The sequence below is a fragment of the Streptomyces sp. NPDC028298 genome (genome assembly GCF_055565895.1).
This window is the reverse complement of the sequence record NZ_JBVHTL010000004.1, coordinates 101,724-125,567: the sequence shown is the minus strand read 5'-3', so window position 1 is coordinate 125,567 and position 23,844 is coordinate 101,724. Positions and strand designations below refer to the sequence as shown.

At 71.8% G+C, this 23,844-nt stretch carries 22 protein-coding genes and 1 pseudogene; 6 read left to right on the top strand and 17 right to left on the bottom strand.

Annotation, left to right across the window (positions count from 1 at the left end; genetic code table 11):
- Positions 1 to 13 precede the first annotated feature (13 nt).
- Positions 14 to 385 carry a hypothetical protein gene (locus ACZ4TO_RS19555; RefSeq protein ID WP_468024856.1) on the bottom strand — a complete coding sequence of 124 codons (372 nt, stop codon included), beginning with the start codon at positions 383 to 385 and terminating at the stop codon, positions 14 to 16.
- Positions 386 to 749: 364 nt separating this feature from the next.
- Here ACZ4TO_RS19555 and ACZ4TO_RS19550 point away from each other — a divergent pair, with 364 nt between their 5' ends.
- Positions 750 to 1,793 carry a chitinase gene (locus ACZ4TO_RS19550; protein WP_385046015.1) on the top strand — a complete coding sequence of 348 codons (1,044 nt, stop codon included), beginning with the start codon at positions 750 to 752 and terminating at the stop codon, positions 1,791 to 1,793.
- A gap of 270 nt (positions 1,794 to 2,063) precedes the next feature.
- On the opposite strand, the gene ACZ4TO_RS19545 is transcribed toward ACZ4TO_RS19550, so the two are convergent.
- The 4 genes from ACZ4TO_RS19545 to ACZ4TO_RS19530 form a co-directional block, all read right to left on the bottom strand.
- Positions 2,064 to 2,663, bottom strand: a complete 600-nt coding sequence (locus tag ACZ4TO_RS19545) for a hypothetical protein (protein ID WP_468024855.1) — start codon at positions 2,661 to 2,663, stop codon at positions 2,064 to 2,066.
- 7 nt (positions 2,664 to 2,670) lie between these two features.
- Positions 2,671 to 3,870, bottom strand: a complete 1,200-nt coding sequence (gene mqnC, locus ACZ4TO_RS19540; protein ID WP_351863092.1) for a cyclic dehypoxanthinyl futalosine synthase — start codon at positions 3,868 to 3,870, stop codon at positions 2,671 to 2,673.
- 235 nt (positions 3,871 to 4,105) lie between these two features.
- On the bottom strand, positions 4,106 to 4,843 hold the full coding sequence (locus tag ACZ4TO_RS19535; protein ID WP_468024854.1) for a prepilin peptidase: 738 nt from the start codon (positions 4,841 to 4,843) through the stop codon (positions 4,106 to 4,108).
- 413 nt (positions 4,844 to 5,256) lie between these two features.
- Positions 5,257 to 8,283 (bottom strand): BTAD domain-containing putative transcriptional regulator, encoded by a 3,027-nt coding sequence (locus ACZ4TO_RS19530; RefSeq protein WP_468024853.1) that lies wholly within the window; start codon positions 8,281 to 8,283, stop codon positions 5,257 to 5,259.
- A gap of 365 nt (positions 8,284 to 8,648) precedes the next feature.
- Between ACZ4TO_RS19530 and ACZ4TO_RS19525 the strand changes: the two genes are divergently transcribed.
- From ACZ4TO_RS19525 to ACZ4TO_RS19505, 5 genes and pseudogenes are all read left to right on the top strand, one after another.
- Positions 8,649 to 9,500: a helix-turn-helix domain-containing protein gene (locus tag ACZ4TO_RS19525; RefSeq protein WP_468024852.1), complete on the top strand. Its 852-nt coding sequence runs from the start codon at positions 8,649 to 8,651 to the stop codon at positions 9,498 to 9,500.
- A 3-nt stretch (positions 9,501 to 9,503) separates the two neighbouring features.
- On the top strand, positions 9,504 to 9,713 hold the full coding sequence (locus tag ACZ4TO_RS19520) for a DUF397 domain-containing protein (protein WP_382793806.1): 210 nt from the start codon (positions 9,504 to 9,506) through the stop codon (positions 9,711 to 9,713).
- Between the two features lie 52 nt (positions 9,714 to 9,765).
- Positions 9,766 to 9,987 (top strand): annotated as a pseudogene (locus tag ACZ4TO_RS19515) (hypothetical protein); the annotation flags it as partial.
- A gap of 34 nt (positions 9,988 to 10,021) precedes the next feature.
- Positions 10,022 to 10,351: a hypothetical protein gene (locus tag ACZ4TO_RS19510; protein ID WP_382793804.1), complete on the top strand. Its 330-nt coding sequence runs from the start codon at positions 10,022 to 10,024 to the stop codon at positions 10,349 to 10,351.
- 119 nt (positions 10,352 to 10,470) lie between these two features.
- Positions 10,471 to 10,779, top strand: coding sequence for a hypothetical protein (locus ACZ4TO_RS19505; RefSeq protein ID WP_468024851.1), 309 nt, complete (start codon positions 10,471 to 10,473; stop codon positions 10,777 to 10,779).
- Positions 10,780 to 10,858: 79 nt separating this feature from the next.
- Here ACZ4TO_RS19505 and ACZ4TO_RS19500 read toward each other — a convergent pair whose 3' ends face one another.
- From ACZ4TO_RS19500 to ACZ4TO_RS19445, 12 genes are all read right to left on the bottom strand, one after another.
- Positions 10,859 to 11,422, bottom strand: coding sequence for a Tad domain-containing protein (locus ACZ4TO_RS19500; RefSeq protein ID WP_468024850.1), 564 nt, complete (start codon positions 11,420 to 11,422; stop codon positions 10,859 to 10,861).
- Positions 11,419 to 11,865, bottom strand: coding sequence for a TadE/TadG family type IV pilus assembly protein (locus tag ACZ4TO_RS19495; protein WP_382793797.1), 447 nt, complete (start codon positions 11,863 to 11,865; stop codon positions 11,419 to 11,421). Before ACZ4TO_RS19495 ends, ACZ4TO_RS19500 begins: the two co-directional genes overlap by 4 nt.
- Positions 11,862 to 12,323 (bottom strand): TadE family protein, encoded by a 462-nt coding sequence (locus ACZ4TO_RS19490; RefSeq protein WP_382793795.1) that lies wholly within the window; start codon positions 12,321 to 12,323, stop codon positions 11,862 to 11,864. Before ACZ4TO_RS19490 ends, ACZ4TO_RS19495 begins: the two co-directional genes overlap by 4 nt.
- A 9-nt stretch (positions 12,324 to 12,332) precedes the next feature.
- Positions 12,333 to 12,584, bottom strand: a complete 252-nt coding sequence (locus ACZ4TO_RS19485) for a hypothetical protein (RefSeq protein ID WP_028805786.1) — start codon at positions 12,582 to 12,584, stop codon at positions 12,333 to 12,335.
- A gap of 63 nt (positions 12,585 to 12,647) precedes the next feature.
- Entirely contained in the window at positions 12,648 to 13,571 is a 924-nt protein-coding gene (locus ACZ4TO_RS19480; RefSeq protein ID WP_382793792.1) for a type II secretion system F family protein, read from the bottom strand.
- Positions 13,568 to 14,497 (bottom strand): type II secretion system F family protein, encoded by a 930-nt coding sequence (locus tag ACZ4TO_RS19475; RefSeq protein WP_382794043.1) that lies wholly within the window; start codon positions 14,495 to 14,497, stop codon positions 13,568 to 13,570. Before ACZ4TO_RS19475 ends, ACZ4TO_RS19480 begins: the two co-directional genes overlap by 4 nt.
- Before the next feature lie 155 nt (positions 14,498 to 14,652).
- Entirely contained in the window at positions 14,653 to 15,963 is a 1,311-nt protein-coding gene (locus ACZ4TO_RS19470) for a CpaF family protein (protein ID WP_382793789.1), read from the bottom strand.
- A complete protein-coding gene (locus tag ACZ4TO_RS19465) occupies positions 15,960 to 16,820 on the bottom strand; it encodes a hypothetical protein (protein WP_385045986.1) in 861 nt (286 codons plus the stop codon). Before ACZ4TO_RS19465 ends, ACZ4TO_RS19470 begins: the two co-directional genes overlap by 4 nt.
- 20 nt (positions 16,821 to 16,840) lie before the next feature.
- Positions 16,841 to 17,572 carry an RcpC/CpaB family pilus assembly protein gene (locus ACZ4TO_RS19460; RefSeq protein ID WP_468024849.1) on the bottom strand — a complete coding sequence of 244 codons (732 nt, stop codon included), beginning with the start codon at positions 17,570 to 17,572 and terminating at the stop codon, positions 16,841 to 16,843.
- 372 nt (positions 17,573 to 17,944) lie between these two features.
- A complete protein-coding gene (locus ACZ4TO_RS19455; protein ID WP_468024848.1) occupies positions 17,945 to 18,571 on the bottom strand; it encodes a hypothetical protein in 627 nt (208 codons plus the stop codon).
- Between the two features lie 45 nt (positions 18,572 to 18,616).
- Positions 18,617 to 19,201, bottom strand: a complete 585-nt coding sequence (locus ACZ4TO_RS19450; protein ID WP_382793778.1) for a hypothetical protein — start codon at positions 19,199 to 19,201, stop codon at positions 18,617 to 18,619.
- 11 nt (positions 19,202 to 19,212) lie between these two features.
- The gene (locus ACZ4TO_RS19445; protein ID WP_468024847.1) at positions 19,213 to 23,793 is read right to left on the bottom strand and encodes a DUF6531 domain-containing protein; all 4,581 of its coding nucleotides are present in this window, start codon (positions 23,791 to 23,793) and stop codon (positions 19,213 to 19,215) included.
- Positions 23,794 to 23,844: the final 51 nt, after the last annotated feature.

Genomic DNA, 23,844 nt, shown 5'->3' with positions numbered 1-23,844 from the left:
TGGGCGCGCCCCGTCACTCGGCGCCGGTGGACGCGGAGGCCCCGGCGGTGGTCGTGGGGGGCGCGGCGGGCGCGGACCCGGTGAGCGGGCCCGACGGCGGGGCGCCGGTGGGCGCTCCGCTCGGCGCGGTGCCGGCGCCGGGCCCGCCGTAGGCCCCGCCGGGTGCGGCGCCGGAGCGGCCGCCGCCGAAGGGGAGGAGCGAGGACGGCGTCAGCGAGGTGCCCCAGCCCATGAAGGCCATGCCGAGCACGACGGCGTAGCCGAGGCAGACGACGCCGACGAGCATCCCGACTCTGCTCAGCAGCCGGGCACGGCGCCCGGAACTGTCGACGAACACGGGGCCGGCCTCGGCCCTCCTGCCGCGTTTGCGGCTACGGCCACGCACCTGGACATGGTTTTCGACGGCGGACTCGGATTGCATTCCCCAGACGGTAGGACGCGTTTATGTGTCGGAAACTCCGAGTTCCGTATGAACGGCCCATGAGAGATGCCCGAGCCTGTACTTTCCCTATGAGAATCGAGAAATGCCCGCGCGCCCCGGACCCGATGGATACGGGAGATATGCACCGCTGTAAAGCCCGACTCGTCCCGTTTGCCTGCACTCTTGCCCAGGATTCCCCCGTGCGCTGCCCATTCGGTATTCGGCTCCGGATGTGACACATTTCCAGTCGGGGAACGGCTGTTTGTTTTCGATCCGAGACAGACATCACACGAGATCACGAATGATCACGAGAGTGGGTGCGTGCGGAATGCGGAGTTTCCTGAGGCCGGCCGTGGGGGTCGTCTGCCTGGTGGCCCTGGCCTGTACGGGGTGCTCCTCCGGCGGCGGTGACGCCTCGGACCGGACGTCCGCGGGGGCCGGCCGGACGACGGCCGCGGCGGCGTCACCGGAGGCGGGTGCGGCGAAGGCGTCGGCCACCTCGTACGCGCCGTACGTGAGCGCGACGACCGCCGCGGACACCGACTCGGCGGGGTCGCCGACCACGTACAACCTGGCCTTCGTGATCTCGGACGGCAGCGGCTGCACACCGACGTGGGACGGGGCGTACGCCATCGGCGACACGGCGGTGAAGTCCCGCGTCTCGGCGCTCAAGGCGTCCGGCGCGCGGGTGCGGGTGTCGTTCGGGGGCGCCTCGGGCAAGGAGCTGGCGTCGACGTGCGACAGCGCGAGCGACCTCGCCGCGGCCTACGGGGCGGCACTGGACGCGGCCGGGTCCACGCAGGCCGACTTCGACGTCGAGGGCGCCCAGTTGAGCGACTCCGACGCGGTCGCGCTGCGCTCCGAGGCCATCGCGCTGCTCCAGAAGAAGCGTCCGGGTCTGACGGTGTCCTTCACCCTGCCCGTGATGCCGTCCGGGCTCGACGCCGACGGCCTGGCCCTGCTGGAGTCCGCCAACGACCACTCCGTGGACGTCTCCACGGTCAACATCATGACGATGAACTACGGCAGTTCGTACGCCGGCGACATGGGCGACTACGCGATCACGTCCGCCGAGGCGGCCCACACCCAGTTGAAGAAGGTGTTCGGACTGTCCGGCGCCGACGCCTGGAAGGGGCTCGCGCTCACCTCGATGATCGGCGTCAACGACGTGGACAACGAGACGTTCGGGCTCGCGGACGCCGCGCAGGTACGGGAGTTCGCCGAGAAGAAGAAGGTGGCCTGGGTGTCGATGTGGTCGACGTTCCGCGACAGGCAGTGCGAGAAGGGCAGCGCCACGGCGGACGACGCGGCGACCGACTGCAGCGGCGTGCAGCAGACCGCGGGGGCGTTCGCGAAGGCCCTCGCGGGCTGATCCGGCGTCACGGGGCCGGGAGCCGTACCAGGACCCTCCGCGGGCCGAGCAGGTGCCACGTGCCGTGGCGCGGGCCCGGGAGCGCCCGTGAGGCCGGGTCGGCATCAGGTGCCAGAGTCAGCGGGCCCGGGAGCACCCGTGAGGCCGGGCCGGCATCAGGTGCCAGAGTCAACGGGCCCGGGAGCGCCCGCGAGGCCGGGCCAGCGTCAGGTGCCAGAGTCAACGGGCCCGGGAGCGCCCGTGAGGCCGGGCCGGCGTCAGGTGCCCGGGTCAGCGGGCGCGGTACACCAGTCGGCCGCCGATCACGGTCGCGACGCAGGTGCCCGCGCCGCGGTGGACCAGTTCGGCGCGGTCCGCGACGTCGAACACGGCGAACCGGGCGGGCCCGCCCGGCACCAGTCCGGGCAGCAGGATCAGCGGGGCCGGGGACAGCGCAGGCGGACCGGGGAGCCGGTCCGGCCGCCGTCCCACGGCGAGGCCGGCCCTGCGCACCGCGTCGAGCACGGCTCGCGAGCGCAACTCGCCCGCCACCGCCACCGTGCCGTGCGCCAGCATCCGCTGGACCCCGCGCCGCGCGCTCGCGCCGAGGCGTGCGGGGTCGGCGCGGAAGATCCGCTTGGCCCGCTCCCCGCCGATGGGCTCGGTGCCGAAGCCTTCGGCCTCGCGCGGGTCCGGGTGGTAGGTGGCTTCCAGAAGCTCCGGGCCGTACGGGTTCAGCAGTCCCGGCGTCAGGATGCCGGGCCAGCGCCGCACCTTGGCGTCCGGACGGACCTCTGCCAGTTCCTCGTAGGGGCCGATGGCGGCGACGGCCGCCCCGTCGACCAGGACCGCGGTCCCGGCCGACTCCTCGGCCACGTGGATCGTCAGCACGGGGGCGTCAGTTGGACGCGAGCAGCTTGAGCTCGGGGTGTGCCGTGCCGCCCTCGATCGCCGTCGAGGAGATGTGGGACATGACGCGCTCGTCCACCGGGTCGTTCGCCGGGTCGTCGTGGACGACGATGTGCTCGTACGTCGTGGTCCGCTGGGCGGGGACCCGGTCCGCCTTGCGGATCAGGTCGATGATCTCCATGCGGTTGGAGCGGTGCTTGGCGCCGGCGGAGGAGACGACGTTCTCCTCCAGCATGATCGAGCCGAGGTCGTCCGCGCCGTAGTGCAGGGAGAGCTGGCCGACCTCCTTGCCGGTGGTCAGCCAGGAGCCCTGGATGTGGGCGACGTTGTCCAGGAACAGACGGGCGATCGCGATCATCCGCAGGTACTCGAAGAGCGTCGCCTGCGTACGGCCCTTCAGGTGGTTGTTCTCGGGCTGGTAGGTGTACGGGATGAACGCGCGGAAGCCGCCGGTCCGGTCCTGTACGTCGCGGATCATCCGCAGGTGCTCGATGCGCTCGGCGTTGGTCTCGCCGGTGCCCATCAGCATGGTGGAAGTCGACTCGACGCCCAGGCCGTGCGCGATCTCCATGATCTCCAGCCACCGCTCGCCGCTCTCCTTGAGCGGCGCGATCGCCTTGCGCGGGCGGGCGGGGAGCAGTTCGGCGCCGGCGCCCGCGAACGAGTCGAGACCGGCCGCGTGGATCCGCTGGACGGCCTCCTCGACGCTCACCTTGGAGATGCGGGCCATGTGCTCGACCTCGGACGCGCCGAGGGAGTGGATGACCAGCTCGGGGTAGGCGCCCTTGATCGCGGCGAAGTGCTTCTCGTAGTACTCGACGCCGTAGTCTGGGTGGTGTCCGCCCTGGAACATGATCTGCGTCCCGCCGAGCTCGACGGTCTCCGCGCAGCGGCGCAGGATGTCGTCGAGGTCGCGCGTCCAGCCCTTGGCGGTGTCCTTGGGGGCCGCGTAGAACGCGCAGAACTTGCACGCCGTGACGCACACGTTCGTGTAGTTGATGTTGCGCTCGATGATGTACGTCGCGATGTGCTCGGTACCCGCGTACCTGCGGCGGCGTACGGCGTCGGCGGCGGCGCCGAGCGCGTGCAGCGGGGCGTCGCGGTAGAGGACGAGCGCCTCTTCCGGAGTGATCCGCCCACCCTCGGCGGCGCGGTCCAGCACGGACTGAAGGTCGGCCTTCTCGGTCACCGGGAGCGTCCCTTTCGTAAGGGTTGTGGACAGACTCAACCACCCTACGCCAGGCCGCCCCACCGGCCGACGCCAGGCCCACCGGCCGACCGGAGTCAGGTCTCCTGGCCGACCGGCGTCGGACGCCCCGGCCGGCCGACATCCGGCGCTCCGCCGGCCGGCTCACGGCGCACTGCCCGACCTCCGCCGCGCCCCGGGTCGGACACCGTCCGTCCTCCACCGCCCCTGGCCGGGGTCAGGCCGCGTAGGCACCGATCAGCAGCCCCACGTACGCCCCCGCGATCAGGAACGGGCCGAACGGGATCGACGTCTTGCGCCCCGCGCGCCGGGCGATCACCAGCACCATCCCGTACAGCCCGCCGAACAGGAACCCGGCGAAGGTGCCGAGGACGACCACGCTCCACCCGTACCAGCCAAGCACCGCGCCGAGGCCGAGGGCGAGTTTCACATCGCCGAAGCCCATGCCGTTCGGGTTGACGAGGAAGAGCACGAAGTACCCGCCGCCGAGCGCCAGGGCCCCGAACAGGGCCGTCGTCCACTCCCCCGCGTGCTCGGGCAACGCGGCGGCCACCCCGAGCAGGACGAGCGCCGCCGCCGCGAGCGGCAGGGTCAGCGCGTCCGGGAGCCGCTGCACCCGGAAGTCGACCACGGCGAGCAGGACGCCGAGCGGCGCGAGCAGCAGCCAGACGCCGAGCTCCGGACGCGTACCGGTCGCGAGGGCGATTCCGGCGCAGAGAAGGGCGGTGACCGGCGCGACGAAAAGGACGCTGGGGCCGTAGCGGGTGCCGCCCGGGGAACGGGCGAGTCCCAGCCATCCGCGCGCGAGCCCGGTGATGGGCCGCCCTTCCGGGCAGCGGTCCCGCCACGGCTCGTCGGGGTCGACGGCGAAGCGGTACGCGGGCCTGGGCACCAGAAGCCCCGCCGCCGCGCCCCAGAGCGCGGCGGCGACGACGAGCCAGAGATCGAGATCCACGCGTTCCCCCAAGAGTGCGGTGTACCGGCCGGGCCGACCGGCGGCCCGGTGACGAGCGCCCCGGCCGTCTGTCACGGGCACCGACGTCCGCTCCCGGTCGGCGACCGGAGCGACCGGAGCGACGGGCGAGGCCAAGCGGTGGGCGAGGCCGGGTGGTGCGCGAGGCCGGGTGGTGCGCGAGGCCGGGCGGTGGCCGCGCCGCCCGGCCGGAAGCGGTCGGTGTGCGGGCCGGACCCGAGGCCCGACCTGCCGTCGTGCGGGCCGGACCCGAGCTCCGACCTGTCGTTGTGCGGGCCGGACCCGAGGCCCGACCGGTCGTTGTGCGGGCCGGACCCGAGGCCCGACCGGTCGTCGTACGGGCCCGACCCGAGGCCCGACCGCCCGTCGTGCGGGCCGGGTCGAGGCCCGGCCTCTCAGCCCACCGCCGCCGTGCCGCTGCGCCAGGTCGGGAGGAGTTCGTCGAGCAGCGCCTCCGTCCGGGGCGGCAGCCCCCGCGCCCCGCTGCGGGACACCAGGTCCGCGGCGAGTCGCTTCAGCTTCTCCTCGTCGCCCGTCGCGTGCGTCGCGCGCAGCAGCTCGTTCCACAGCCGCTCGTCAGCCGGCGCCGAGTTCATCGACGCGTTCAGCGCCTCGATCGCCTTCTCGGCCCGGTCCTTCTCCAGGTGGAACGCGGAGAGCGCCAGACCGATGTCCGCCACGAGCAGCGGCAGTTGGGCGTCGATGATCTCGTGGGTGAGCCAGCCGTAACGCCCCTCGGGACGGTCGGCGAGCAACGGACCGCGGACGAGGACGAGCGCGTCGGTGAGCAGCCGCCCGCGCACCACCCGGCTGTCGACCCCCTTGCCCTGCGTCGCCTCGTGGTAGAGGGAGCGCAGCACGTCCAGGTCGGAGACGACGGACTTGGCGAGCGTGAGCCGCCCGGTCGCGTCGGAGCCGAGGCGGGGGGTGCCGTCGGAGTCGTCGCCGAGCCAGCCGCGCAGCCGCTCGACGAGCGCGTCCCGCACGTCGTCGGTGACGCCGCGCGGCCACAGCGCGGAGGACAGCACGCGCGGGTGCACCCCTTCGCGGTGCAGCAGGAGCAGCGCCAGCGCCTCGTGCAGCAGCGGACTGCGTTCGCCCTCGGGCGTCTCCAGACCGATGATCTCGTACGGGCCCACGAGCCGCGCGTACACGGCGGGCCGCCCCTGCTCGCTGATGTCGACGAGGAAGGGCGGGGAGTCGGTCGGACCGTCGGGCCCGCCCTCCGGGTCCGCCTCGACGAAGAGTTCCACGACCGCCCGCTGCTGGGCGACCGGCAGCAGCTGCGCGTCGAGTTCGAGGCCGAGGAGCGGCGCGAGCAGCTTGCCCTCGCGGGTGACCTCCATCTCCCAGGCGGCGCCCGGCAGTTCACCGCTCTCGGTGCCGACGAGGTAGCCGATCCCCAACCGGCCCGCGTCGGCCGCGAGTTCGGCGAGCTTGAGGGCGTCCACGGGGGACGGTTCGGCGGCCAGGAGGACGAGGTGCGGGGCCCAACGGGTGTGCTGGGCGGGCCCGGTACGGCCGGTGAGCACCGAGTCGTGCCCGGCGGCTCCCAGCGCGCCGCGCCGCTGCCGCGTCTCGGCCTCCATGGTCTCGACGAGGGCCTCGATGTCGTCGAGGTGGCGCAGCCGGTTGGGCGCGAGCGGCGTCAGGTCCTCGCCGAAGCCGACGAGGGTGATCGTCATGCGGTCCGACCAGCCGTTGGTGGCCAGTTCGGCGGCGACGGAGGCGAAGACGCCCGCGCGGTCGGCCGCGCTGCCGCTCAGGGAGACGATGCCGGGCACGGCCTCCAGGTTGAGCAGCAGCCGGGAGTCGTCCATGGTGCCGAGGCTGACGAGGCCCGGGTAGGGGGCGGCGGTGTCGACCTCCTCGTACCGCTCGGCGTCCGCCCGTGCCAGCATCCAGAACGTCTGGTCCTGGCCGAGCTGCCACGGCGTGGGCGGTTTCCCGGCCGGCTGGGCGAGCTGGAGGTGCAGATCGCCGTTGCCGCCGAGCCAGGCCGCGTAGACGGTCGGCAGCGGGCGGGACTCGGCGGCGAGCGCGGCCGAGAGCCCGCGCAGCGACAGGTCGAGGAGGCGTACGCCCTCGGGGTCGGCGCCGACGAGCAGCGCGTCCTGGGCGTCCGCGGCGGATCCGGTGGGAACCGGCGGCTCCATGCCCCGGCGTCCGCCGACCGCGCCGAGCGCCGACTGCCACAGGGCCTGGCGGCGGCGCCGGCCGAGCGCGCCGAGGAGACCGGCGGCGAGGAGGGGCGCGCCGACGAGGGCCTCGGGCAGCCCGAAGGAGGACCCGCCGTCCTCGGAGGCCGAGGGTGCGCCCTTTCCGTCACGGGAGTCCGGGGCGGCCTCGCCGGAGGAGACGCGGTCGCCGTCCTGGCCCTGGTCGCCGCCGGCCCGCTGCTGGGGGACGCGGAAGTGGGTGGTGTCGCGGTCACCCTGCTCGCCCTGCCGGCCGGTGGCGCCCCGCTGTCCGGCGGCCTGCTGGTGGTCGCCGGTCTTCGCGTAGTCGTGGATCTGCTGCTGGACCTGCTCCGGGATACCGGGCTTGGCCTCGGGCATCTCGACGAGCTCGCCGCCGTGCGCGTCGCCGGGCATCTCCATGATCCAGCCGGGCCGGATGAGGCTGGCCTCGGACAGCTTGGACCCGTCGGGCTGCGTACGGTCCTTGTTGAGCTCGTAGATCTCCTTGTACCGGCGCCCGTCGCCGAGGTGGCGCTGGGCGATCTCCCAGAGGGAGTCGTGGTGGCGGCCCTCGGGGGGCTGGATCCGGTAGTACTTCGTGTCGCCGTGCCGGGCGGTGGAGCCGCCGTCCGGCTGGGCGGCGGCCCGGGCCGCGGCGTCGGCGGCCTGTTCGGCGACGGCGGCGGCTCCCGCGGCCGTCTGCTCCCGCTGCTGCCCGAACAGCGTGCCCGGGGTCTGCTGAGCGGTGGCGACGGAGCCGTGCTGGTTGCCTTCCGGGCTCTGGCCGAGCTGGGAGAGGCCCGGGGTGAAGCTCGCGGCGGCGGCGCCGACGAGCAGGAGCGCCGCGACGAGCTGACGGGCCAGCAACTGGCTGGCCCCGGCGCCCGGTACGCGGTTGGGCAGCCCGACGCCCGACAGCGCGGCCTTCATCTCGACGAGGACGCACGCGGTGAACTGCGCCCACGCGAGCCACACGATGACCGTCAGCACGTGGATGAACGTGCCGACGGTGATCTCCTGCTGGAGCCAGTCCAGCGAGGGCGTCCCGTGCGGCAGCGGCCAGCCCACGGCGACCACCAGCGCGCCGGGCACGCCGACGAGCAGGACCAGCAGGGCGACGAACGCCCCGAACGCCTTCACGAAGTCCCCGAACGTCCGACGACGCCGGGGCAGGGGCTGCGGCGTCCGATTCCTCGGACCCGGCGAGCCGCCCGTCGAACTGGAGGTGGTGCGTCGCGCCATGGCGGGTGTCCTGGGGTCGTTTGGGGAGGGTGTGAGTCGGGGGTGCCCCGAGCCTACTGAGAGTCTAAGGAGCCTGTCGAAGGCCGAGCGGAGGGCATTGACGCCACCCCGCCCGATTCGTCACCAACCGCCCGGGACAACCGAGTTGGCACCCACCCCGGAGCCCGTCGGCCGTCCTCCGTCTCCGCGGCCCTTCACACCACTCGCGGGACGGTCCTCACGAACCCCGCACAATCACCCTCCGGGACGTCGGAGAGTGCCTTTCGCGCCACCGGACGTGAATCCGGTCATTCAGGTCTCACCAGGCGGTCGCATAATCTGCCCCGGACGGGTCAAGTTCACCGGCACGCCGAGAGGGGAACCCGATGGCACTGAGGCGTGACGCGACGGCACGTCAGACGCGTCTGGCGGTGGAATTGCGCCGACTCCGCGGAGCGGCCGGACTTTCGTCCCGCGAAGCGGCCACACTGCTCGGAGTGAGTCCCGCACAGATCAGTCAGATCGAGGCCGGCCTCGCGGGCGTGAGCGAGAAGCGGTTACGCCGGCTCGCGACGCAGTACGTCTGCACGGACGAGGGGTTCGTGGAGGCCCTGGTCGCCATGGCCACCGACCGGACGCGCGGGTGGTGGGAGCCCTACCGCGGCCTGCTGCCCACGCCCTTCCTCGACCTCGCCGAGCTGGAGCACTACGCCACCTTCCTGCGGGACGTCCAGTTCCTCCACGTCCCCGGCCTGCTCCAGACGGAGGAGTACGCCCGCGCCGTGTTCTCCTACCGCGTACCGGAACTTCCGGCCGAGGAGGTCGAGTTGCGTGTACGGCACCGCTTGCAGCGACAGGAACTCCTCGAAGGCCCCGCCCCCAAACGGTACGACGGCCTCGTCCACGAGGCCGCGCTGCGCATCATGGTCGGCGACCGCGCCGCTTCGAGGTCCCAACTCGCCCACGTGCTGGAGCTGTCCGAGGCCGAGCACATCACCGTACGGGTCATCCCCTTCGACCTGGAGGGGTTCGGTGGCGCCGCGAGTGCCATGACCTACGCGGGCGGCCCCGTCCCCCGGCTCGACACCGTCGTACGTGACGCTCCCCAGGGCGCCGCGTTCATCGACTCCGAGGCCCAGCTCAACGCCTATCGCACGCTGTTCCACAAGGTCGAGGCGGTGTCGCTGGACGCCGGCCGGTCCCGCGACTTCATCCACAGATTGACGAAGGAGCTGTGAGAGTTGCCCACGAGCACCCCTGACAACTGGCAGAAGTCGTCCTACTCGGGGCCCGGTGACGGCGACTCCTGCGTCGAGCTCGCCTCCACCCCCGCCCTGCTCCACCTCCGCGAGTCCGACGACCCGGACACCGTCCTCACCACCACCCCACCCCCCGTCGGCCACCTGCTCCAGGCCATACGCACCGGCTCGTTCGACACCCCCGGCTCGTAACAGCCTCTCTACGAAGCCCGGTTCGGCATGACGCCACCCTCCGCGGGCCCGACCCGACGTCGGGTCGGCGGCCCGGACGTTCGGTGTGGAGGACGTGCCCGTCGCGCAAGGCGACACCCGTACCCTTCGTATGGTGCTGACCCAGACGTACATCCCGGTCCCGGGAACCGCCGGCCAGGTCGTCCTCGTCTCCGGAGCCAGCCCCGTGCTGGACCTGGCCGAGGCGTTCCACGACATCTTCGACGCGGTGACCGGTACGTTCCGGTTCGTCTGACCGGGACTTCGCGACGCGACAAGGGGGATCGGACATGAGTGGTGGCGGCAAGAGCGACCTCGCGCTCCCGCTGAGCGAGCTGGAGGACTACGGCGGGCGGTTGCGGGACATCAAGACCCGACTGAACCACACCAAGAAGCTCTTCGAGTCGTACAAGGACGACCTGGGCGACCACACCGTCTACGACGCCCTGGACGACTTCGAGTCCGGCTGGGAGGACGGCCGCGAGGACATCGGCCAGGCCCTGGACGCCCTCGCGAAGATGTCCGACGCCGTGGTCCGCGAGTTCAAGAAGCTCGACGACGACCTGGCCAAGAACGTCTCCGAGGGAGTGAAGACGGAGAAGAAGGACGGGGCGAAGTAGTGCGAGAACGGAACCAGGACGGAGGACCGGTACCGGTCCGGCCCGTCGGGTTCTTTTCCGAGCTTCGAGGCGGGTGGAGGTTTGCCGGCGGCGGGCTTCTGCGGGATGCCGTCAACGCCGTGGGCGAGCCGGACGAGGGCGCCGTCCTCGGGTATCTCCGAGGCGGGGCCGGGATCTGGTCCGAGACGAGTGCCGGGGCCGATGTCCTGGACCCCGGTGGCCCCGTCATGACCGGGATCGGGTCCCTGTACACGGACGGGAGCTGGGTGTGGCGGCAGGATCTCGCGTACTACCTCGGCACGTACCACGTCTCGCTCCCCCCGGACTTCCTCGCACACGTCCGGGACTCCCACCACCGGGTTCCACCCGTGCCGGAGGCACGGCTCACGGAAATCCTGACGCGGGATCTCGGCATCTCCATGGGCTGAGCGGCCCCCGGCCCGGGTGGGCCGGGACTCCGGGCGGAGCCTGGACCGAGGGAACCCCGACCCAGGAGGAACCCGGGGCTCAGCCCACCTCGTTCTCCGCCACCGCCCGGCCGTGGACGGTCACGTCTCCGCCGTAGAACATGCCCGTGAAGACCGGCGAATAGGTCAACTGGACCTCCACCTCTACCTGTTCGGCGTCCGCGGTCACGCAGTGGGTCGCCGCGATGTCCGCGCCGGACATGCCCATCTCCCGGGCGAAGGCCTTCACCCGGGCGCCGCAGTTCTCGAAGTTGATGGGCGCCGGGCCGTTCTCGTTCTCGTAGAGGGATTCGAGGTCGATGTCCTGGGCCGCGTACCGGGCCGCCTGCTCGGCGATGTCGGCGGCCCTCTCCCGCTTGGAGATGGACATCCCGCCATCGATCACGAACGCCGAGAGGGAGAGGAAGACCAGCGCGAAGATGATGACCGCGCCGGCCCCCGAGCCCCGGTCGTCGAGCCGCTCCCGGCGCGCGGCGGCCCAGCCCCGGACCGCCGAACCCGGCCGCGGGCCCCGGGGCGCGGGGCTCGGTGTGCCGTTCCGCCGGGCGGAAGTCGGCCTCGGGCGCCCCCGCCAGGAGCGCCTTACAGCGGAGTTCAGCTTCATGCCGTCCTCCGGAACGGGTCGAGCGGTGAACTGAAGGACGCGTCCAGGGTGGTGGGCACATCGAGGCCGATCATCGCCAGGCCCCGCACCTCGCAGCTCACCTCGACGGTGAACAGCGTGTCCGGCTCGAAGCCCGTACTGGTCTGGGTGACGGTCACCGGACCCGAGCACACGTCCGACAGATCCGCCTCGGCCGCCTTCCTCGCCTCGGCCATCGCGGTCGCGTGGTCCTTCTGGATCGAACCGGCCCGCGCCGCGTCCCGGGCCGCGCCGTCCAGCGCGCCCCGGCCGTCGACCAGTTGCCCGAAGGCCACCAGCACCAGAATGAAGAGGATCATCACCGGCGCGAGGATGACCACCTCGATGGTCGACAGCCCCCGGTCGCGCCGGAGCCCGGACACGCGGTCCAGGAGGGCGGCGAGCCGGACCCCCGGTCCCGTCACGGCGCCTCCTCCTTCACGAATCGCTCCACCGGCCCGGACGACTGCGCGTGCACCGTCAGGTCCAGGCCCGGGAAGACCGAGGGGACCCTCGCCCTGATCTCGACCCCGACGGTGTCCGGCTCCGGCTGGAGCATCGTCACGTCCGGGGACAGCACCAGCTTCGGACCGAGCTGGCTGATGTAGCTGTCGACGACGTCCCCCGCCTCGCCGCGCCAGGCGCCCGGCTGCGCGTCCGCCGTGGCACGGGCCTTGCGGGCGCCCGCCTGGGCCGCCGCCTGGGCGACATGGTCCGCGAAGAAGTACAGCGCGAACTGCACCGTCGCGAAGATCATGAAGAACAGCACCGGAGTGAGCAGCACGAACTCGATCGCGGTCATGCCGGAGTCACCGCGGGCGGAGGCTGCCTCCACCCTGCGGCGCACCCAGCGTCGTACCCCTCGGCGTTCGCGCACTGGCATCCCCGCCGCTCAGCAGGTCTTGCCGGCGTCGGCGCCCTTGATGCAGTCGCCGACCTTGTTGGCGCCGTCGCTCAGCGCCGCGTTGATGATCGCCGCGACCACGCCGACGATGGCGACGACGACGGCGGAGATGATGACCCACTCGACCGCGGACGCGCCCCGGTCGAGCTCCCCGGAGCGGGCACGCTGCACCCGGCCCTGGAGGAAGGTGATCAGGAAGTCCACCCCCGGGATCCCGGTGCTGAAGTTCCGTCCGTTCATGGTGAGTTGTCCTCTCGAAGGAAAGTGTCGGCCGACTGGCGCCCCCGCGGGCACCGTGGAAGATCAGACCTGGAACACACGCATCGCCGCCGGGAAGATCAGGAAGACCAGGAACCCGGCGCACAGCAGGAGTTGGGCGACGAGCATCGACTGCGACTTCTCGCCCGCGCTGCCCTCGATCTCGGAGAGCTCGCGGTGGCGCATCGTCTCGGCACGCGAGGCGAGCGACTCCCGCACCTTGGCCCCGTCGTCCGCGACCAGCGCCAGGGACGCCGACAGGTCCTTCAGCTCCTCGACGCCGAGCTCCTCGCCGAGCGAGCCGAGCGCCTGCCACTGGCTGATGCCCGTGATCCGGGCGTCGGCGAGCGCGTTGCGGATGCGCTGCGTGGCCCAGCCGTCGGAGATCTCGGCGGCGGCCATCAGCGCCTCCGGCAGACCGCGGCCGCCGGCCAGGCTCATCGACACCAGGTCCAGATAGGCACCGATCACCCGCCGCAGGTCGCGCCGCTTGTCGACCGCGTCGCGCCGCACCTCCAGGTCGGGCAGGAAGAAGAAGACGACCGCGAAGAGCAGCGCGAGCCAGACCGGGATGATCGGGCTGGTGCCGGCCCCGAGCGTCCAGACGACGGCGAAGAGGAACGGACCGAAGAAGACACCGGCCGCGGCCAGCAGCACCTTCGTCGCCAGGAACCTCTCCCAACTCCGGTCCAGGACCGCCAGATCGGCGCGGAGCGAGCGCTGTTCCCAGCCCTGCTGGAGGTACAGCTCGGCGACGCGCCGGCCGACCTCCGCGCGCAGACTGCCGAGGCGTCCGCTGTCCCGCTGCCCGTGGTGCGCGGACTCGTACGCCGCCCCGCGGGCCCGCATGGCGTCGATACGGGCGACCTGCGCGACCGCGCTGCGCCTCGACGGCATGAGGGCGCGGACGGCGACGTAGACGCCCAGGCCCAGGACGGCGCCGATCAGGATCGGCATGGTCAGGTTCATCGGCGTACCGCCTCATCCCCGGAAACCGGTGTACGGGGCCGCACGAACCGCACGGACGACTCGTCCCGTACCAGGAACCGCTCCGGCGTCTCGATCGTGGACAGCTTGCGCAGCCACCAGAAGCCGAGGCCGAACAGCCCGCAGACGCAGGCCAGTACGAGCTGGCCGACGGCCGTCCCGTACGGCTCGACGAACTCACGGTTGAAGATCGACAGACCGAGCACGAAGGCGATGGACACCGCGACGACGATCTGCACGGAGCGCCGCGTCGAGGCGCGCTGGGCCATCACGCGCTGCCGCATGTCGACCTCCTCGCGCGCCGACTTGGCGAGCGCGCCCAGCACTTGGCGCAGACCGGGGCCGCGCAGCCGCGCGTTGAGGATGAGCGCGGCCACGATGATGTCGGCGGACGCGTCGTCGATCTCGTCGGCCAGTTGCTGCAGGGCCTCGGGCAGCGGTGTCCGGGACCGCAGCCGGTCCACCAGCGCGTCCAGATGCGGCCGCAGCACGGGGGCGGAGGCGCGCGCCGAGGCCGGGATGGCCTGCTCCAGACCGACCGCGCCCGCGATGGTGTCGCGCAGCGACTCGGTCCAGGACGCCAGTGCCTCCACGCGGCGCATCGCGGCCTTCTCCTCGGAGGCGCCGCCGAAGAGCTTGTCCCAGAAGAAGACGAGGATGCCGGCCGCGAGACCGGCGACGGCCCAGCGGGTGAGGAGCAGGACGACCAGTCCGGCGATGGCGGCGATCGAACCGCGCTGTCCGGCGAACCGGATCAGCTCGGCCGCGCGCTCGCTCGCCCGCTGCTTCTCGTGTTCGGGCTTGGCGGGCAGTCCGCGTACGGCGACGGCGAACAGCGCGAGGCCGCCGCCGACGGCGATCCCGCAGGCGAGGGCGTACAGGACGGGCAGGGAGAACAGCCCGCCCATGGAGCCGAGCGAGTCGAGGGCCGCGAGCGAGGTCGTGCCGGAGGTCCCGGCCTGCGCCTCGGCCGGTGCCCCGGCCGCGCTCAGGTGCGACACGGCCGTGCCGAGGTGCGGCGCGGCCGGGGCCATGGCCGTCGTCATGTCCTGGATCATCGTCGTCACCAATTCCCGCTGCCGGGCAGCCGGTAGCCCTGCGCGACGAGGTCGTCGAGGCAGGAGATGGGCGCGTGCGGGACGATCCGGCCGTCCGGGGCCTCGGCGAACACCTCGCTGGACAGCACCCGTCCGTCGACGCCGTTGACCTCGCGCACGGAGGTCACCATGCGCTGGAGGCGGCCGCCGGTCTCGTAGTCGTTGCGTCGCTGGATGAAGACCACGAAGTTCACCGCGCCCGCGATGAGCATCTGACTGGCCTCGATGGGCAGTCGCTCGGACGCCTGGAGCGCGTACGTGGAGATGCGGTTGAAGACCTCGCTGGAGCTGTTCGCGTGGATCGTGGAGAGCGAGCCGTCGTTGCCCTGCGACATGGCGTTGAGCATCGTCACGATCTCGTCGCCGAGGACCTCGCCGACGATGACCCGCGAGGGGTTCATGCGCAGCGAGCGGCGGACCAGTTCGGCCATGGTGATGGCGCCCTGGCCCTCGGAGTTGGGCAGCCGCTCCTCGAACGCCACGACGTTCGGGTGCAGTTCGGCGAAGGTGTCGAGGCCGAGCTCCAGGGCGCGCTCGACGGTGATGAGCCGCTCGTGCGGCGGGATCTCGTTGGCCAGTGCGCGCAGCAGCGTCGTCTTGCCGGCGTTGGTGGCCCCGGCGATCATGATGTTCTTGCGGGCCCGGACGGCGCAGGCGAGGAAGTGGGCGACCTCGGGGGCCAGGGTGCCGTTGCCCACGAGGTCGGACATGAAGACCTTGCCCAGGCGCGCGCGGCGGATCGACAGGGCGGGCCTGCGGGTCACGTCCATGACGGCGGAGAGGCGGGAGCCGTCCGGCAGCCGCAGGTCGAGCTGCGGGTTCGCGGAGTCGAAGGGCCGGGACGACAGGCCCGAGTACGCACCGAGGACCTGGATCAGCTCGATGAGCTCCTCGTCGGTCTCGGCGACGGGGTCCCCCTTGGTCTCCCGGCCGTCGGCGTAGCCGATGAAGACCTCGTCGTACCCGTTGATGTCGATGTTCTCGACTTCCGGGTCGTCCAGGAGCGGCTGGAGGCGGCCCACGCCGAAGAGCGCGGCGTGGACGGCGGCCGCGTACTGCTCCTCGGTCTCCGCGTCGAGCGGGGTCCGGCCGAGGTTGATCTCGGTACGGGCGTGGTCCTCGAGTATCTGGGCGATGACGGCGCGGGCGTAGTGCCGTTCGTCCTCGCTGGACATCGGGGTGACGCCGCGGACCTGGTCCTCGCGGCGCTGTTCGGAGATGCGGTCGCCGGCGTCCTGCCGGAACCGCTTGACGAGCTGGTGGTCGACGGCGGTCATCGGCCGGCTCCGGCGGCGGGCCGGGGCTGCCCGGCGTTCGGCCCGTCGGCGGGTACGGACCAGGCGGCACCGTACTGCTGGTACAGGTCCGCGGTCACCTTGCGTGCCGAGCGGATGAGCAGCGACTTGTCGAGGCGCCCGCGGCGGCGGCCGGCCAACTGGGCGGCACCCGCGGGGTCGTCGGCGATGGTGCCCACGACCCGGGCTCCGGTCTGGGCCGCCACCAGCATGTCGTTGACCTGGTGGACGAGCTTGGCGGAGTCGCCCGGGTCGGCGACGAGGACGACGCCGATGAACGGGGTGGCGAGTCCGCCGGCGCCGCGCGGTCCGCCGTGCAGCTTGGCGGAGAGGGCGGCGGCCCGGTCGCGGACGCGGGCGATGGCCTCGGGCTCGGTGCGGGAGAGCAGGAGCACCAGGGACGCGTGCGGGAACAGTTCGGCCGCCGGGGTGTCCCCGCTGATGCGGCCGCAGTCGGCGATGACGTCGGCGGGCGCGTTCGGGGAGTCGGCGAGCTGCGCGAACGCCCGGCCCAGGGTGGGCCAGAGTCCGGCGAGACCGGCGGCCTGCTCGGCGATCCCGAGTCCGACGAGGACGTCGAGTCCGCCGCTGAGCGGCTGTACGTGGTCCCAGAGCTGGTCGGGGACGAGACCGCGCCGGGCGGTCGCCGCGATCGACAGCATGCCGGTGTTCGGGTTCAGCGGGCCGCCGTGGGCCGCCGCGCTGCGGTACACGAGGTCGCCGCCGGCCGGGTCGGTCTCGGCGAGCAGGACCCGGCGGGGCCAGACCGCCGCGAGCGCCACCGCTGCGGTGGTGACTCCCGGGGAACCCTTGTCTGCGGCGAGGGCGATGAGCGCCATGTCTGTCTACTCACTCGCCTCTAGTTGCCGGGGACGATGACGAGGGCGACCTGGCCCGCCGAGGCCGCGGCGGCGACGGCGGCCGCCTGGCCGCTGTCCACCATCAGGGTGACGGGCAGGTTGGTGCTGCTGATCGTGCTGTCCGAGTCGCTCTTGACCGAAATGACCTTCGCCTGCTCGACGATGGGCGCGGCGTCCGCGCTCGACGAGCCGGAGCCGGAGGAGTTGGACGAGCCCGACGAGCGGCTGCCGCCGGTCGTGGTGTCGCCGACGCGGTAGACGGCCACCGTGTCACCGGACTTGATGCCCGAGGGGTACTGGCCCTCCTTGAGGGAGACACCCACGGAGGCCTTGCCGGCCGGAAGCTCGGCACCCTCGGCGAACATGTCGCCGATGACCACGGTCCCCTTGTAGATCGGGGACTTGGCCTTGAGCTTCTTGAGCGCGGCGAGCTGGTTCCACTTGACGTAGTTGATGGAGGTGTCGTCCGCGACCAGCACGGAGGTCACGTGGCCACCCACGGACTCACCGGCCTGGATGTCGCTCGTCACCTTCACGACCTCGACACGGTCGCCGGCGCGCAGCACCAGCATGGTGGCGCCGAGCGCGCCGACGAGGACGAGGAGCACCGCGAGCGCGGCCAGCGCCGGTTTGCGCTCGCGAGGCGGGGTGGGAAGCCGCTCGCCCATCGCCGGCTGGGCCGACGTGGCGGAACGGTTGTTGCCCGCCCCCGTACGCTCTTGGATCCTCACGCGACCGCTCCCCGTACACCCAAGAAAATGTCTGTCAATTCACGAGCCAAGTAGGACACTTCACCCCCGAGACCCTTTACGGGACGGACCGTGCGACCTGGTCGAACTCCGGCGCCGGGGCGAGTGTCAAGCCATGGCACCGTATCAGCCGCACATAAGCCCCTCAAGGAGCGTCAAGACCCCTGAAGCGCACCCGACTCGACGTTGTCGACGCGCAACGACGCCTGTTCGGTTCCGTGTTGAGCGCGGCGGTACGCCCTGTCCGTCACCTGTGCGCCAGCGAATCGCCTCCGCCCGCCGGAACGGCCGTCACGGGCCGTGCACGAGGCCTGCACGAGGTGCTCACGGACGGAGGCGGCCGGAGCACCGGCCTCAGAACCCCCACGGGTTGGGATGAGGCCTGACGGCCGGGTCCTCCGACCAGACCGGGCGGGCCTCCAGGTCGTCCCCCAGGAGCTCGGTCAGGAGGTCGACGGCCCAGGCGTTCCAGTAGACGCCGCCGCGGAACTCGGGAACCCGGAAGGAGGCGAGCCCCACGGGCAGGGCCTCCGGGCGGAAGACGGCTTTGGTGATCTCGCCCGTGGTCTTCTTCGGCTTGGACGACCGGCGTGCGTCCAGGCAGTCGACGGTCTGCTTCACGAGGTGGAGGACGTAGTCGTCCGAGCCACCGGCGTCCGCGTCGGCGGGGAAGGCCGGATCGGCTGCTTCGATGACGACCGGTACGAAGGGTCCCGATTCCGACAGGTCCGCGGCGAGCAGGTCCGCCACGCGTCTGCTCAGGACCGGAGCGCCCGGATAACCGCTCGGGAACTCGCCCTTGCGCCAGGCGGGATCGCCGTCCCACGACGCGCTGAACCAGGTCGGCAGATCCGTCGCGGATCCGGTGATCTGCCAGCGGATGAGTCGTCTGAGGGAACCGCCGAGGAGCAGGGTCCGGAACTCACCCCTGCGCGGAAGCAGGCGGTAGACGGCGAGGGGGTGCGAGGTGCTGTCGGTCATTCACGGTCCCGGGCAGACTGCGGTCGGGGAGGGCACGCCGGTCGCTCAGAACCCCCACGGGTTGGGATGAGGCCTGACGGCCGGGTCCTCCGACCAGACCGGGCGGGCCTCCAGATCGTCCCCCAGGAGCTCGGTGAGGAGGTCGACGGCCCAGGCGTTCCAGTAGACGCCCACGGGGAACTGCGGGACGCGGAAGGAGGGCAGGGCCAGAGGGAGGGCGTCCGGGCGGAAGACGGTCTTCTGCATCTCGCCGGTCGCCTTCTTCGGCTGCGACGAGGCGCGGGTGTCCACGCAGTCGACGACCTGGTCCACGAGGTGGAGCAGGTAGGCGTCCGCGGGCGCCCCCTCGACGCGGACCGGAAGCAGGCTGCCGGACTTCTCCAGGTCGTCCCGCAGCCGGTCCGCGAGCGGGCCGGCGAGGATCGGAGCGCCGGGATAGTCGGACGCGAACTCGGCCTTGCGGGCCTTCGGATCACCCGTCCACTCCGCCGCGAACGCGGTGGGCCGCGGCGCCCGTTCGCCCTGGAACTGCCAGCGCTTGAGATCGACGAGCGAGTCGTCCAGACGGAGGGTGCGCAGATTCCGGGTGCTCGGCATCAGCCGGTAGACGGCCAGGGGTTTCGAGTTCATGAAGGACATCATCACGCCGTCCAGTAGGCGGTGCTCGGCACCGCGGTGGTGACGCCGGACAGCTCGGACTCGATCTGCCGGCCGATACTGCGCAGTTCCCTCCGAAGCGTCGTGCGGATGGCACGGTCCCCGAAGCCCCGGGCGACACGGTCCGCGACGACGTTGTGCAGATGGGCGTCGAGACGGCCGAGGAACCGGTTGCTGTGCGTGAAGTTGTGCGGTCGCGGATGCCCCAGCGGGATGCCGTTCGCCGCGTCGTTGATGTCGACCTTGTACTTGGCCAGGAGTGACCGCATCCGCGGGCCGCCGCCGCGCGAGAACCCGGAGGGGACGATGTGGGCGGCCGCCTGGCCGGGTCCCACCGCGCGGCCCTCCTTCGCCATGTTCTCGCCGAGGATCTTGGAGCACTGCTTCAGGCCGAGATAGTCGGACCACAGCAGCGGGTTGACGACGTAGCGGCGCGGGTTGGGCCCGGCGTCCATGCCCAGCGGATCGGGGCTGAGGTAGACGGCGGAAGCCGGGTCGTAGTACCGGAAGCAGTTGTGGTGCAGCCCCGTCTCGGCGTCCTGGTACTGGCCGGGGAAGCGCAGTGGGGTGGACGCGCCGGATCCCGGCGCTGTGTCCGCCCCCGGGTCGGGGAAGGTGCCCAGGCCCCACAGCGTGGTGTCGCCGCGCCAGACGATCACGCCGGTTTCGTCGACGAGTTCGGTCGGGGTGCCGACCAGGTCCGTGACGATGGCGAAGAACCGTTCGTCGACGACGTCCTGGGACGCGCCGGACAAGGTCGTGCGCTCCGTCTGGGTCAAGGGCCGGGTGTCGTCGCGTTCCCAGGTGAGCGTCGTCTCGCGGTCGGCTCCCCCGTCCGTGCCGTTCACCCAGCCGGTCTGCTCGACGAGGTGCGGGCCGTCCCACACGAAGCGCGTCTCCTCGGCGACCGTGACCCCGTCCGCCGCGAGCCGCCGCTTGGCCACCCGGCGGCCGAGCGCGTCGTGGAGGTAGCGCCAGCGCGTGCCGTCCGGGGTGATGACGCCGACGAGCCGGTCCTCGGCGTCCCAGGAGTAGCGCCAGATGTCCGGCTTGCGCGACAGCCTGGTGCGGCGGCGCAGGATCACGCGGCCGGCGTCGTCGTACTCGTAGCGGACGGAACCGGCACCGACGAGGCGGTTGCCCGTGTAGGCGCGCGCCCCCCGCGCCTCGGGCTGGTCGCGGTACCCGGGCCAGTCCGCGCTCGTCACGTTGCCCGTCCCGTCGTAGGCGTACGACTCGCTCCAGTCGGCGGCGCGCACGGCGGTGACCTGGCCCAGGACGTCGAGGTCGAAGGTGCGCCGGCCGGCGGCCGGGTCGTCGACCCCGGTCAGGTTCCCGTCCGCGCGGTAGGTGTACGTCCGGCGGGCCAACCGACGGGAGGAGCGGGTGTCCTCCAGTGTCTGGGAGCCGAGGCGGTCCCCGGCGTCCCATGCGAAACCGAGGGTGAGTCCCTGCCCGAACGCCCGCGCCGTCTCGCGTCCCGCGGCGTCGTACGAGGAGGTGAGGACGTGACCCGTGGCGCTGAGCGCCGTACGGTTCCCCGCGGCGTCGTAGGTGTACGTCGTCGTGGCACCGGCCGGTGTGACGCGGCGGACCGGCCGCCCCGCGGCGTCGTACGACGTGGCGAGCTCCCGTCCGTCCACCGCCTCTCCGGCGATGCGCCCGGCCTCGTCGTAGCGGAGCGTCAGGGTGGCGTCGGGGCTCACGGCGCGCAGCAGACGGCCGCCGGGCGCGTGCGTGAACACCGTGATCCGGCCGTCCACGGTCTTCTCGACCTGGTTGCCCACCGCGTCGTAGGCGAAGGCGGTGCTCTGCCCCAGCGGGTTCGTCCGGCCGGTGAGCCGGCGGGCGGCGTCGTAGGCGTAGCGGACGGTCCGCCCGTCGAAGTCGGTCTCGGACGTCGGGCTGCCCACCGCGTCGTAGGTGTAGTCCCAGGTCAGCCCCCGCGGATCGGTGACCTGGCAGAGGCGCAGCTCGCTGTCGTGACGGAACGAGTACCGCGCGCCGTCGGGGGTCGTGCGCGCCGTCAGCAGATCGAAGGCGCCGTACTCGAACCGGGTGACCCGGCCCAGCGCGTCGGTGTGCGTGAGCCGGTTCCCCTCGCCGTCGTACGTCCACGCCTCGGTCGCCCCGTCCGGGCCCGTCCGGGCGGCGAGGTGCCCCTCCACGGTCCATTCCTGGCGGGTCACCTCCCCGAGGGGGTCGACGACGGCGGTGACCCGCCCGAGGGCGTCGTACCCGAACCGGGTCTCCGCCCCGAGGGCGTCGGTCGCGGAGACGATCTGGCCCGCGGGGTTGTTGACGAACCGCTGGACGGCCCCGAGCGGATCGGTCACGGAGATGACGGCGCCGGTGCGGTCCCGGGTGAACTCCGTTGTGGTCCCGTCGGTGTCGGTGAGCGACGTGCAGTTGCCCCGATCGTCCCACTCCTGTCGTACGACCGTGCCGTCGTATCCCGTGAGCTCGACGGTCAGGCCCAGCGCGTTGTAACGGGCCGCGGAGACCGTCCCGTCGGGCAGCCTGACCTCGGAGAGACGGCCGAGGTCGTCCCACTCCATACGCGTGACCTGCCCCAACTGGTCCGTCCGCGAGGTCGGTTGGTCGCGTCGGTTCCATTCATGGCACACGGTGTGGCCCAGCGCGTCGGTCTCGGCGACCAGTTGGTAGGCGTCGTTGAACTGATAGGTGGTGGTGTGCCCGAGGGAGCTGAGGGCGTGGGTCAGGTGCCTCTCGTCGTCGTAGTCGAAGGTGTAGTCGAGGATTCCGTGCACACCGTTGACGGCGACACAGCGGCCCGCCTCGTCGTACGTGTACCGGTACCAGGCTCCGTTGCGGTCCTCCCAGCCGGTGAGACGGCCGCGGTCGTCGTAGGCCAGCTTCAGGGGCCGGCCCGAGGAATTGCGGACCTCGGTGAGACGGCCGTGCGTGTCGTAGCCGTACGTCATCAGGGTCGGCCGCGCGGGGTCGCTGAGCAGGGTGAGGCTCACGATCCGCCCCGACGCGCAGGTCACGCCGACGCGATAGCCGCCCTGGTGGACGATCTCGGCCGGGCTGCCGTCGGGGAAGTACTCGACGGTGATCGTGTTGTCGTTCCGGTCGCTGATCACCGCGAGCGGCAGTTCCTGCGACGGGCGGCCCCGCAGGGGCCGGAAGCTCAGCGTGCGGCCCGTCTCCGGCAGGCTCACCGTGAGGGTTCCTCCGGGCCCGCCGTCCCAGCTCAGCGGCCAGTGCGGACCCTCCACGGGCAGGACGGGCACGTCCGGTTCGGGCACGGGGTAGGTGAGGATCATGCCGTCGGCGGCGAAGAACCGCACGCCCGTGGCGTCGAGGACCAGTCGCTGGTCGATCGTGGAGGTCCAGGCCCGCCCGAAGCGACGGCCGGCGTTCAGGCCGGTGCGGTGATGGCGTTCCAGCACCAGGGGCAGTACGCCGTCCAGCGCCACGTCCGTCTCGGACATCACCATCTGGCCCGTCGCCATGTCGATGGGGTCGCCGCAGGTGAAGAGCTTCTTCATCGGACGGCCCAGGGAGCGTGCGCTCTTGCCGAACCCCTTGGCCCCCAAGGCCAGGCCCTTGAGCCCGGTCTTGCCGAGGCCCTTCAGACCCTTGAGGCCCTTGGCGAGCTTGCCCAGGCTGGTGAGGCCCTTGCCGCCGGGTATGCAGTCCAGGGCGGCGAAGGCCACGTCCCAGAGGGACGCCTGGCCTTTCGCGTATTTGTTGAGGGTGTCGGCGAGGACGACGAGTGCGGCGATCAGCACGATCGCGCCGAGGATCGGCCCCCCGATGATCATCGCGATGATCCCCACCACCGCCACCACGACCTTGCACACCGCGACGATGGTGTCCCAGTTGTCGGAGAACCAGTCCCCGACCTCCTCCCACCACTTCCGATTGTGAATCCCCGCGTCCGACGCCTCATCGATCTTCGACTTCGCGTCCCGCGCCGCCTCCTCCCGCATCCTGCGCGCATCCGCGGCCATCTTCTTCGCCGCGTCCAACGCACCATTCGCATCCGTCACGTCCGACTGCGCACTCGTCCGCGCCGACTGGGCGTGCTGCGCGTCCCTGGTGGCGGCACGGACCTTCGCCTCGTCCGGCTTCTCCGCGTCCTTGCTACCGGTCGGATCGTCCTTGTACTTGTCCGCTTCCCTGGTGGCCCGCGTCACCCACGAATCAGCCGACGACAGACGAGACTTCGCGGACGTCAGATCGGCCTGCGCCTCCCGCCCCTTCGCCAGCGCCTTGTCCGCCAGCGCCTGCGCCCGCTCCAGCTTCGGCCAGTAGTCCCCGAGCGCGTCCCCCGCCATCTCGTACGACTTCTTCAGCTTCTTCAACTGCTTGGGCACACCCGAGAACTCGGACTGAAACGCCTCCGCCGACTTCCCAGCCCACTGCAAAACGGCGTCCTCGTCCGCCATCCCCTTGATCAGCCGCAACGCATCCGACACGTCATCCGCGAAACCGAGCAGATCCTTCGACAGCTTCCGCACCCGGTCCGGATCACCCGGCGTCGGATCCCGCTCCAGATCCAGCACATGCCAGTCACCTGGCCGATTCCCCGCCATGCCGCAACCCCCGTCACGCCCACATCAACAACACCCGTACACACAAGCGAA

Bases quoted from the DNA above. Each gene is read 5' to 3' on its own strand.
- ACZ4TO_RS19500 (WP_468024850.1), bottom strand. From the start codon at position 11,422: ATGAAGCTGAACTCCGCTGTAAGGCGCTCCTGGCGGGGGCGCCCGAGG.
- ACZ4TO_RS19480 (WP_382793792.1), bottom strand. From the start codon at position 13,571: ATGAACCTGACCATGCCGATCCTGATCGGCGCCGTCCTGGGCCTGGGC.
- ACZ4TO_RS19530 (WP_468024853.1), bottom strand. From the start codon at position 8,283: ATGGCGCGACGCACCACCTCCAGTTCGACGGGCGGCTCGCCGGGTCCG.
- ACZ4TO_RS19455 (WP_468024848.1), bottom strand. From the start codon at position 18,571: ATGACCGACAGCACCTCGCACCCCCTCGCCGTCTACCGCCTGCTTCCG.
- ACZ4TO_RS19490 (WP_382793795.1), bottom strand. From the start codon at position 12,323: ATGCCAGTGCGCGAACGCCGAGGGGTACGACGCTGGGTGCGCCGCAGG.
- ACZ4TO_RS19485 (WP_028805786.1), bottom strand. From the start codon at position 12,584: ATGAACGGACGGAACTTCAGCACCGGGATCCCGGGGGTGGACTTCCTG.
- ACZ4TO_RS19550 (WP_385046015.1), top strand. From the start codon at position 750: ATGCGGAGTTTCCTGAGGCCGGCCGTGGGGGTCGTCTGCCTGGTGGCC.
- ACZ4TO_RS19465 (WP_385045986.1), bottom strand. From the start codon at position 16,820: ATGGCGCTCATCGCCCTCGCCGCAGACAAGGGTTCCCCGGGAGTCACC.
- ACZ4TO_RS19450 (WP_382793778.1), bottom strand. From the start codon at position 19,201: ATGAACTCGAAACCCCTGGCCGTCTACCGGCTGATGCCGAGCACCCGG.
- ACZ4TO_RS19470 (WP_382793789.1), bottom strand. From the start codon at position 15,963: ATGACCGCCGTCGACCACCAGCTCGTCAAGCGGTTCCGGCAGGACGCC.
- ACZ4TO_RS19510 (WP_382793804.1), top strand. From the start codon at position 10,022: ATGAGTGGTGGCGGCAAGAGCGACCTCGCGCTCCCGCTGAGCGAGCTG.
- ACZ4TO_RS19525 (WP_468024852.1), top strand. From the start codon at position 8,649: ATGGCACTGAGGCGTGACGCGACGGCACGTCAGACGCGTCTGGCGGTG.
- ACZ4TO_RS19445 (WP_468024847.1), bottom strand. From the start codon at position 23,793: ATGGCGGGGAATCGGCCAGGTGACTGGCATGTGCTGGATCTGGAGCGG.
- ACZ4TO_RS19475 (WP_382794043.1), bottom strand. From the start codon at position 14,497: ATGGGCGGGCTGTTCTCCCTGCCCGTCCTGTACGCCCTCGCCTGCGGG.